Here is a 9,763-nt window from a genome sequence, read left to right as displayed (position 1 = left end):
AACCCAACATAAAATTTGGTGGTAATGTTGGGTTGCGTTTCACTCCACCCAACCTACATAAATATATCTTTTAAAAACTCTAGGTTTCAACATAGATGAGGTTTATTTATCTCGTCATATAGATTTTTATGAAGTGCGTTTACTTCAAATAAACTTTCAATTTCAATAAATCCTAGCTAAGTGGTTAGCTAGAAAAATCTACTTTCTAAGATAGCTAAACTTACTTTAATGACTCAAACTGCTGCCAGCAAAGATATAATGCACGCGGTACGTGAAAACATCCTTTCCATTTGCCACCTTTGAGGTTTAACAATACTTCCCCTCGTCGATTGAGATAGCCAAACCACTCACCGTACTCGGAATCAGCAAAGTGTGACCAGGTATAATCGTGCATTTTTTGATACCATTCCCAACATACCTCACGCCCCGTTAGGCGATAGCCCATTGCTAATGCAACCAAAGACTCTAGGTGAACCCACCACAACTTTTGATCCCATTCCAATTGTTGTGGAGAATGACCGTCTGCGTCTATATAGTAATACAATCCGCCGTACTCGCTATCCCAAGCAAAATTTAGGATATTTAGCACCACATCAACAGCTTGGTTAATAGTTTTGGTATCGTTTTTCCGGTGGGCGATATCCATGATAAACCACATAGCTTCGATACCGTGACCAGGGTTAATCAGCCGTCCCTCAAAACAATCTATGTGGGAACCGTCAGGGGCAACATTTTCGTACATTAGTCCCCTTTCTGGGTCGAGAAAATCGGTCATCACTTCGCCCTGAGTTTCAGCTAGGACATTCTCTAGGGTTTCTTTTGGTAGCAGCCATTCCATTTCTAGAGTCAAGTTGGCTAAAATCATTGGTACAGCCAATGATTTCATCGGACGTGTGCCGGGATAGGTTTTATTATATTTGCCTTTCGGGTTATCTTTGCGGCGTAAAACGTTGTTATAAGCCTGCATTGCCACATCTTTTGCCCATTCTTCGCCCCCAGCGAGTGCATATTTACTAAATGCCATCGCTGCAAAGCAATCAGAAAAGATGTTGTAAGGCTCAACCAGTGGTTTTCCTTCACGGGTGAGAGCAAAGTACCAGTTACCATCACTATCTCTGCCATGTTGGGCGAGAAAATTAGCACCATTGCTGGCAATTTTTAGCCAGTTTTCGCGTTTTTCTAGCTGGTTGTAAAGCATCGAAAAAGTCCACACTTGGCGGTTTTGCAGCCAGATGAATTTGTCTGTATCATAAATTTTGCCGTAGCGATCTAGGCAAGTGAAATAGCCACCTTGTTGCCAATCGAGAGAATATTTTTCCCAAAATGGGAGTACGTCGTTGAGGAGGGCGTTTTTGTAAAGTTCAGCGAGCGCTTGAAAATTATACTCCATAAATTTTCACCCCTTTTGTGCTAAAGCTAACAGCTTAACAGTTATCACATTTTGGCTCGAACATGGAGCAATCGCGTCAGTCTTTTACAAGATTTAGTCAGCAACAGTTATACTTCTATCTTGTATCTTGCACTATTCTCGATAACCGTAGGGGAGACAGTGAGGTTGTTATGAGTCAGATTAAACGAGTTGCGATCGTTGGAGGAAACCACGGTAATGAGTTAACAGGAGTATATCTAGTCAAAAAGTTTCAGCAGTATCCAAATTTAATCGACAGGACAACTTTTGAAACTCTGCCATTACTTGGCAATCTTAAAGCTATTGAAGAAGGTAAACGATACATTGACAGGGATTTAAACCGTTGTTTCACTAATCAAGGTTTACAAAATTTTCAACTCTCAAGTTATGAAGATACGCGCGCGAAAGCAATCCAACAAGTACTGCAACCGCAAAATCAGCCATTTGTAGATGTAATTGTTGATTTGCACAGCACAACTGCCAACATGGGGTTAAGTCTGATTTTTTGCGATCTGAATCCTTTCTTACTTCGGTTAGCTGCTTATTTAAGTTCTATCAATCCGATGGTAAAGATTTTTGTGAATCAGCAATCTAAAGAAGGTGGTTTTCTTCGTTCTTTGTGCGAATTGGGTTTTGTTATCGAAGTTGGTGCTGTGGCTCAGAATATTTTAAATGCCGAATTATTTCAGCAAACAGAGCAGCTTATTTATGCAGTTTTAGATTATTTTGAAGGGTGCAATCAAGGTAATATTACGCAGACAAGCAGTCAGCTTACACTTTATAAATACATTGGAACTGTCGATTATCCTAGAAGCGATGCTTACGACGGGCTGAGTCTACGAGGGGAGATTCAAGCCATGATTCACCCCCAGCTTCAATTTAGGGATTATGAACCTCTGAATCCTGGCGATCCAATGTTTCTGACTTTTGAAGGAAAAGATATTTTCTATGAGGGAGCGTCTACTGTTTATCCTATTTTTATTAATGAAGCAGCTTATTACGAGAAAGGAATTGCAATGTATCTAGCTCAAAAGCAGCAAGAGGTAATTTAATTTATTCGCACTTCTAACCAAGATATTTAATGAGATAATTTCTTATTAAGAGTAAAAGTTTTGATCTCAAGCGATCGCTATGACAATCACCCTTTCCCAGCAAGGCTTTGATGAACTATTTCAGGAAACGGTGGAACGTTCCCAACACCCAGATCCAGATGATGTGTTGGATGTGGTGTACAAATACCCGCGACGGCTGGGACAAGGTTACTGGCGCAGAATTAAGTTGCGCCAAGGGTTGGAGTTGATAATTGGTAATTTGCAAATGCGCGATCGCATGATTATTCTACAACCAGAACAAGAACATGATTGGTTAGAGTATCACTTTCATTTTTCTGGAGAACATAGGGATGAATACAGAACTGTTGGTGGAGGCGAGTACAGTTTCGTAGGAAGTGGACTAGATCCCAAGCAAACCAGTGATTGTTCGGATAAAAACTCCTTTCTAGAGGTGAATATCCTGATGCAGCCGGAATCACTATATTCTTTTGCTGCCAATCAAGATGGACAATTACCCCAGGAGTTGCAACCGTGGATTCGGCAATCTCATCAAACATATTACTGCCGTTGTGGAACTGCAACATCTGCAATGCGGACTGTTGCACGGCAAATTATCCAGTGTCCTTATCAGGGAATTGCCAAGCGGCTGTATTTGGAAGGCAAAGTTTTAGAGTTGATGGGTATGTTGGTTGCACAGGAAACAGAAATCAAGGATGCTAATAACCACCTGCACACCTTGAAGCCGGATGTCGTAGAAAGAATCTACCATGCCAGAGATATTTTGCTGAAACGATTGAATAATCCGCCTTCGTTTATGGAATTGTCAAGGACAGTAGGTTTAAACGATTATTTGCTGAAACAGGGATTTCGTCAGGTATTTGGCACAACAGCTTTTAATTATTTACATCACTATCGCTTGGAACAAGCACGTCAACTCCTAGATTATGGAGATTTGAAAGTGTCAGAAATTGCTAACATCGTGGGGTTTGTCAGTCACAGTTATTTCACCGCAGCCTATAGAAAAAAATTTGGTCTTTGTCCCAAGCAATATCAAATGCAACAGAAAAAATCCGTCTAGCGATAGAAAAAAATCCGTCTAGCGATAAAAAAGCCTTCCCATCACACCAGAGATTTGAGTAATCTTTTTGAGAATTCTTATCAACTTTGGTGTGAGCAGTGTTGAATTTGTGGCAGACATCGCTATTTCTGACAGGTATATTTTTTCTTGTGGAGATCCAAGCAACATGGGCAGAGACTGCTGATTCTAATCGTAGCGCTCAAATTTTGGTACAGTCACCAACATCCACATCAGAGATCATCCCAGTCACGGGAGTCAAGGCAAATCCTACCGAAAAAGGTGTGGAGATAATTTTCCAAACTAGCAAAGGGGAACAGTTACAAATCACCAACAGCAGTACTGGTAATAATTTTATTGCTGATATTCCTAATGCTCAGTTGCGTTTGCCTAATGGTGATGGTTTCACCTTCCGTTCAGAAAAACCAGTGGTGGGAATTACGGAAATAACTGTAACTAACTTTGACGCTCAAACAATTCGAATCACGGTTGTAGGTGAAAATAGTTTACCAGCAGTTGAGTTATTTGATGATAACGAAGGTTTGATTTTTGGTGTGACATCCTCAGCAATTGCGGCGCAGCCACAACCAGAAAAGCCTGCTAGTGAGACACCACAAGAGCAACCAGCAGCCCAGCAGGATGACCAAATTGAGTTAGTGGTGACAGGGGAAGAAGATGGATATCGGGTACAAGAGACAACGACGGGGACAAAAACCGATACGCCTTTGCGTGACATTCCCCAATCAATTCAAGTAGTTCCACAACAAGTATTACGCGATCAACAGGTTACTCGCTTAGATGATGCACTCAGAAATGTCCCTGGTGTTAATCAGAATTTTAACTTTGGGCCATTTACCTTCTATAGCATTCGCGGATTCGATGCAACAGAGACGAATCTTCTCAGAGATGGACTGATTGACACATTGGCTGGACAAGTGAGTGAACTTTCCAGTATTGAGCGAGTCGAAGTTCTCAAAGGCCCTGCATCAGTGCTATTTGGTTTGGGTAATCCAGGGGGAAGTATCAACCTTATATCTAAACGTCCCTTGAGCGAACCTTTTTACACTATTGATGCAACTATTGGCAGCTATAGTTTTTATCGAGGTGCAGTTGATTTATCGGGGGCGCTAAATGACTCGAAAACAGTTTTATATCGTCTCAATTTGGCTTACAGAAATTCAGGTAGTTCTGTCGATTTTTTTGATGGTGAAAGCTTAAATATATCGCCTGTAATCAGTGTGGCAATTGGTGAGAAAACTAACCTGAGCTTGGAGGCAGAATACATCAAAACAAGCGATAGGTATGCATCTGGTGTACCTGTGATTGGTAGTTTATTACCTAACCCAAATGGTAAAGTGTCCCGTAACCTCAACCTGATTGAACCTTCTGATAAAATTGAGCAGACAATTACAAGGCTTGGATATCGGATAGACCATAAGTTTAACGAAAATTGGTCATTAAACAATGCGTTTAGCTTTGCATTTCGCGATCTCGATCAACGACGCACAGATTCTAGGGGTTTAGAGCCAGATAATCGAACTTGGCTGCGATCGTTTTCAGAAAGCTCTTCCGAAAATAGAAATTATGCGATGTCAACAAATCTGATTGGTAAGTTTGCCACAGGTTCAATTCAACATCAGCTATTATTTGGATTCGATTTAAATCGGTTTGACAATTTTAATCCAGTAATCCCTAGTTTTGAGGCGGCATCAATTGATATCTTTAATCCTGTATATGGAAACCCGCGAGGAGCGAATATTATTTCTTCTGAGGGTTTTCGACAGCAAACAAACTCATTAGGCATTTACCTGCAAGACCAAGTTGCACTTACGGATAACTTGAAGGTTTTATTGGGTGGGCGGTTTGACGTGATTGATCGAAAATATGAAGATTTAGTTAGTAACACAGAAAGTAGTGGGACAGATAGTGCATTCAGTCCTCGCTTTGGCATTGTCTATCAACCCATCCCTGCTATCTCTCTCTATACCAGTTACACAAGTTCATTTACTCCACCAGGCGGCTCATACTTTTTTGGTGTTGACTCTTCCTTCAAACCAGAACGCGGTAATCAGTATGAGGCTGGGGTAAAAGCAGATTTGAACGATCGCCTTTCCGCAACCCTTGCTTTGTTTGATTTAACCCGTACCAATGTCACGACAGAAGACCCTAATAGACCAAACTTTTCTATTCAAGTAGGTGAGCAGAATAGCCGGGGGGTTGAATTGAATCTGGCGGGCGAAATTTTACCAGGATGGAATATTTTTGCTGGCTATGCTTATATCGATGCCCGCATTACTAAAGATAATACTTTGACACCTGGAAACCGATTATCAAATAGTGCAAATAATTCTTTCAACTTGTGGACAAGTTACGAAATTCAAAAAGGTAACTTACAAGGTTTAGGGGCGGGAATAGGCTTGTTTTTTGTAGGCGATCGCGCTAATTTTGGCAACACTTATACTGTACCTAGCTATCTTCGGACTGATGCAGCTATTTTCTATAACCGAGATCGATTCAGAGTTGCCTTGAATTTCAAAAATCTATTTGACATAGACTATTTTGAAAGTTCGCTAGGTAATCGGGTTTACTACGGACAGCCTTTTACAGTGCAAGGAACAGTTTCCTGGCATTTTTAATGCTCATTTCAGATCACTCATCTAGTCACTAAATGATCGTCCTATGATTACCGACCACATCCCAACTTGGTTTACCTATCCTAAACTGAGAGCGATCGCCTTTCATACTCATCGCTGGATCGGATTAACTGCTGGCATTCTTTTATGTATCGCAGGTGTCACTGGGAGTATTTTAGTCTTTTGGCATGAAATCGATCAGGTGATGCTAGTGTGGCGGTTCGGTCAGGTCATCCCGATTGGAGAGGCTTTGTCGGTGACTGCGATCGCTAAAACTGTCAAAGCTGCCTACACTGGCAAAGGCTTAACCCTTAGTAGTCTTAGTTTCCCTGATCGTGCCAACCAACCCTACATGGCATCATTTTTAGACGCAGCAGATCGTTATATAGAAGTGTTCGTTAATCCCTACACCGGGAAGATTATGGGCGATCGCCAGTGGGAGACCAGTTGGATTGGCAGGGTTTATGATCTCCACTACAAGCTCCTCGCAGGCGACACTGGCTTGCTGATCATGGGTATCGTCGCCCTCTTTACTCTGATTCTCAGCCTCACAGGGATTGTGCTGTGGCCCGGTTGGCGCAAACTTGTTATGGGCTTCAAAATCAAATGGGATGGGCATATCAAGCGGGTCAATTTTGATTTGCATAAAGTGGCAGGTATTGTCACGGCAATCTTTCTTGCTTTGATTAGCTTCACAGGGTTCGCCTGGAATGTTCCCCAAGCCCGTGTTGAAGCAGGTATCTACGCCCTAACCTTCACGCGCAAACCTGCCGATCCTGTCTCAAAACTGATTCCTGGTAAGTCATCGTTGCCGATTGCGGACTTAATGCAACGAGCTAACGCAGCAGTTCCAAATGCTAAAACTACCTACATTTCTTTCGCCAACAAACCGGAAGCTCCATTTCTGGTTGCCAAAAAGCAGGCTCAGGAAGTAGGCAAATATGGTAATACCAGAATCTATCTCGATCAATTTACGGGTGCAGTGATTCAGCTTCAGAATGGAGTCAAACCGTCTCGTGCTGAAGCCATTTTGAACCAGTTTACTTTGCTGCACTTTGGTACGTTTGGCGGCTTATCTACCAAGATTCTCTACGTCTTTATCGGTTTAGCTCCAGTGATTTTGTTCGTCACCGGATTTGTGATGTGGTGGCATCGGAAAAGAGTGTTCAAAAATAGCGAACACCCTAAATCAAATCCAAAAAACGGAATGCGATCTTTGTAGCTTACCCCGCCAGCCGATACATAATCACTTTTCCTTTCCAGTTTTCTTCTACAAATACCAGATACTCACCATTTGAACGACGAAATGCGCGGATACCATAAGGTATATCAATCCAGCCACTTTCGCTGCCAACTTCTGGGCCTGGTTTTAACTGTTGTACTTGCGCTCCCGTCTTGGCATTATAGACATATACCTCTGCGGTTTTGACTTTCACAGCAAATACCCGATCGCCCGCCACACTCATGGCTGCTGTAGACACTTCGCGTTTGCCGGTGGTGTCGTAGGGAATCACAACTCGCCACTTGGGGGTACGATTTCCTTTACTCCAATTGTCAAAACGAGCAATTTCAGATCCCGCAACTCCAGTATCGTCACCGAAGGCGGGGTGATCTACTGTAAAGCCTGACAAATACATACTATCTGTTTCAGGGAAATATTCGAGCCGCCGCAAGTCGTTAAATATACTGGGAGTAGTTTGCTTTTCCATCGAACCATAGTTGTAGATGGGGTTGCCTTTAGCATCTATTCCCTGTAAAGGATAGTGGCGAATGCCATCTTCTGTTCGCAAAGCTTTCCAAACATCTCCTTTGCTGTCTACCCACCATCCGCCGATATAGGGATAATCTTTGCTGGTATCATATTCGTTCTTTTCAAATTTGCCATTACCGTTGCGATCGCGCCAGATCCATTCGCCTTTTTGTGGTTGATTCGGTGGCCAATTTCCCTTAATAAATGGTTTGTCTGCGCCATTGCTACCGACAAACATTCCGGCTGGGATAGCAATTTTGCCGTCTTTGTCTGGATTAAAACGATATATTTGCAGGAAGCTGTTGTACATATCTGTGAGGAACAAAAACGGCTTCCCTTGGATGCGGCGCACAAAGGTTCCATCGGGTGATGTATGCAGACGGGGATCTTGAGGATATTTGAAAGGATTTAAGGTGTAAGCTTTGTAAGTCCATTGTTTACCAGCAGGCTTACTGTAATCCATGAGATAGTGTTCTTGTTTGGTGAATAAATCTACACCATCAGTTTTAGGATCGGCATCTGCATTATCGACGAATATCAATCCTAGCGATCGCCATATTAGTTTTCCCGATGGCGAAAATTTCCGTAAATCTGTTCCCGATTTGTTGAAACCATTACTATTTATATAGATATTACCTGAAGCATCTGCACCAACTCCGGTAAGTCCGTAAAGCTTCAAATCTCCAACTTCGCCAGCAGCTCCTGTATAGATACCACCCTTTGAGCCAAAACTACCCGTCTGTACTGGCTGATCTTTGATGTCATAAATCAACATTTGCTGACGCGGGCCATTTTCTGCCACTAACAGCTTACCTTGACGATCGATTGCGATCGCAGTTGGTTCAACGATATCTGCAATCTGTTCGGGCAATTGCTTTCCACTTTGGGAATAATGTAAAATTTTGGCAGGTTTACTACCATTTTTGCTTTGAATAATCCACAGATTTTTTTGTGGATCAACAGTTATTGCTCCTGGATTGGCAAAGGTAAAACTGCGTACTTCCTTCATCGTATCTGTATCATAGACACGAATGCGGTTAGCAGCAAAATCACTCACATACAACTCGCTTCCTACTGTTGCTAATCCAGTCACTTCACTTTTAGTGCTGGTAATTAACATACTTTTATCCCAGCCACGCCCTTCAGGAAACGGTGCAGGTTTTCCCGACAAATCATAGCGTCTAACACAATGCCAACTTGTACCTTCAGGGGGATAATCTTCATCAGTTTTCCCCTTCGATCCCTGAGTCATGGCAAGGTAAATATATTTACTATTTGCTGTTACAGCGATGCCACCTCCACGACTCCAGCCGTGAGTATCGCCAATAGCACCAATAACCTTACCATCTTTGTATATGGCTGCCTCCATTCCCGCCTCATCCCAATGACTGTTGGTATAAACTGTGCCATCAGGAGAAACATACATTGCCTCAATGTTGTTTTGTACCCGTAGATTTCCACTGCCAATAGTGTTACCTATCCACGATGTTTTGTAGTTAAGTGTGGGTGTTTCAGTATTGTTTTGTACTACCAGATTTGTATTATCAATAGAATTATTTGTCCACGATGTTTTGTATGTAAGCGTGGGTGTTTCTGTTGTTGCCCAGTCTGTTGTAATACTAAGGGTAGTAACAATGACTCCAACACTCAAACTGAGTAAAAAACTGAAGGTTTTACTCCTTTGTAAATATCTAAGTTTAGATAATTTTTTGATTTGCTGATTAAGCTTGTGACGGAGTTTTCCTAACTTCGCCATTAATTTATTTATCATATAGTTTTTTAGCTTTTAATTATTTATATACAATCATTTTTTGGGGAATCAGTAAAAAATATAATTATTATAAG

6 protein-coding genes are annotated in these 9,763 nt (G+C 41.9%); 4 read left to right on the top strand and 2 right to left on the bottom strand.

All coding sequences use genetic code 11. The features are described 5' to 3' along the window. Window positions 1-220 precede the first annotated feature (220 nt). The gene (locus GNF10_RS32185) at window positions 221-1,390 is read right to left on the bottom strand and encodes an AGE family epimerase/isomerase (RefSeq protein WP_185582211.1); all 1,170 of its coding nucleotides are present in this window, start codon (window positions 1,388-1,390) and stop codon (window positions 221-223) included. Window positions 1,391-1,560: 170 nt separating this feature from the next. Here GNF10_RS32185 and GNF10_RS32180 point away from each other — a divergent pair, with 170 nt between their 5' ends. The 4 genes from GNF10_RS32180 to GNF10_RS32165 all read left to right on the top strand — a co-directional run bounded on the left by GNF10_RS32180 (window position 1,561) and on the right by GNF10_RS32165 (window position 7,390). Further along, the gene (locus GNF10_RS32180; RefSeq protein ID WP_185582210.1) at window positions 1,561-2,460 is read left to right on the top strand and encodes an aspartoacylase; all 900 of its coding nucleotides are present in this window, start codon (window positions 1,561-1,563) and stop codon (window positions 2,458-2,460) included. A 79-nt stretch (window positions 2,461-2,539) separates the two neighbouring features. Next, a complete protein-coding gene (locus GNF10_RS32175; protein ID WP_185582209.1) occupies window positions 2,540-3,538 on the top strand; it encodes a helix-turn-helix transcriptional regulator in 999 nt (332 codons plus the stop codon). A gap of 98 nt (window positions 3,539-3,636) precedes the next feature. Beyond that, window positions 3,637-6,171: a TonB-dependent siderophore receptor gene (locus tag GNF10_RS32170; RefSeq protein WP_185582208.1), complete on the top strand. Its 2,535-nt coding sequence runs from the start codon at window positions 3,637-3,639 to the stop codon at window positions 6,169-6,171. Window positions 6,172-6,214: 43 nt separating this feature from the next. After that, complete coding sequence (locus GNF10_RS32165; RefSeq protein ID WP_185582207.1) at window positions 6,215-7,390, top strand: PepSY domain-containing protein; 1,176 nt, start codon at window positions 6,215-6,217, stop codon at window positions 7,388-7,390. A gap of 1 nt (window position 7,391) precedes the next feature. On the opposite strand, the gene GNF10_RS32160 is transcribed toward GNF10_RS32165, so the two are convergent. Beyond that, window positions 7,392-9,689 (bottom strand): hypothetical protein, encoded by a 2,298-nt coding sequence (locus GNF10_RS32160; RefSeq protein ID WP_185592525.1) that lies wholly within the window; start codon window positions 9,687-9,689, stop codon window positions 7,392-7,394. Window positions 9,690-9,763: the final 74 nt, after the last annotated feature.

Origin of the sequence: Nostoc sp. UCD121 (genome assembly GCF_014222285.1) — a bacterium.
In the GTDB taxonomy this organism is placed as follows: Bacteria; Cyanobacteriota; Cyanobacteriia; order Cyanobacteriales; family Nostocaceae; genus Nostoc.
This window is presented reverse-complemented; position numbering and strand designations above follow the sequence as displayed.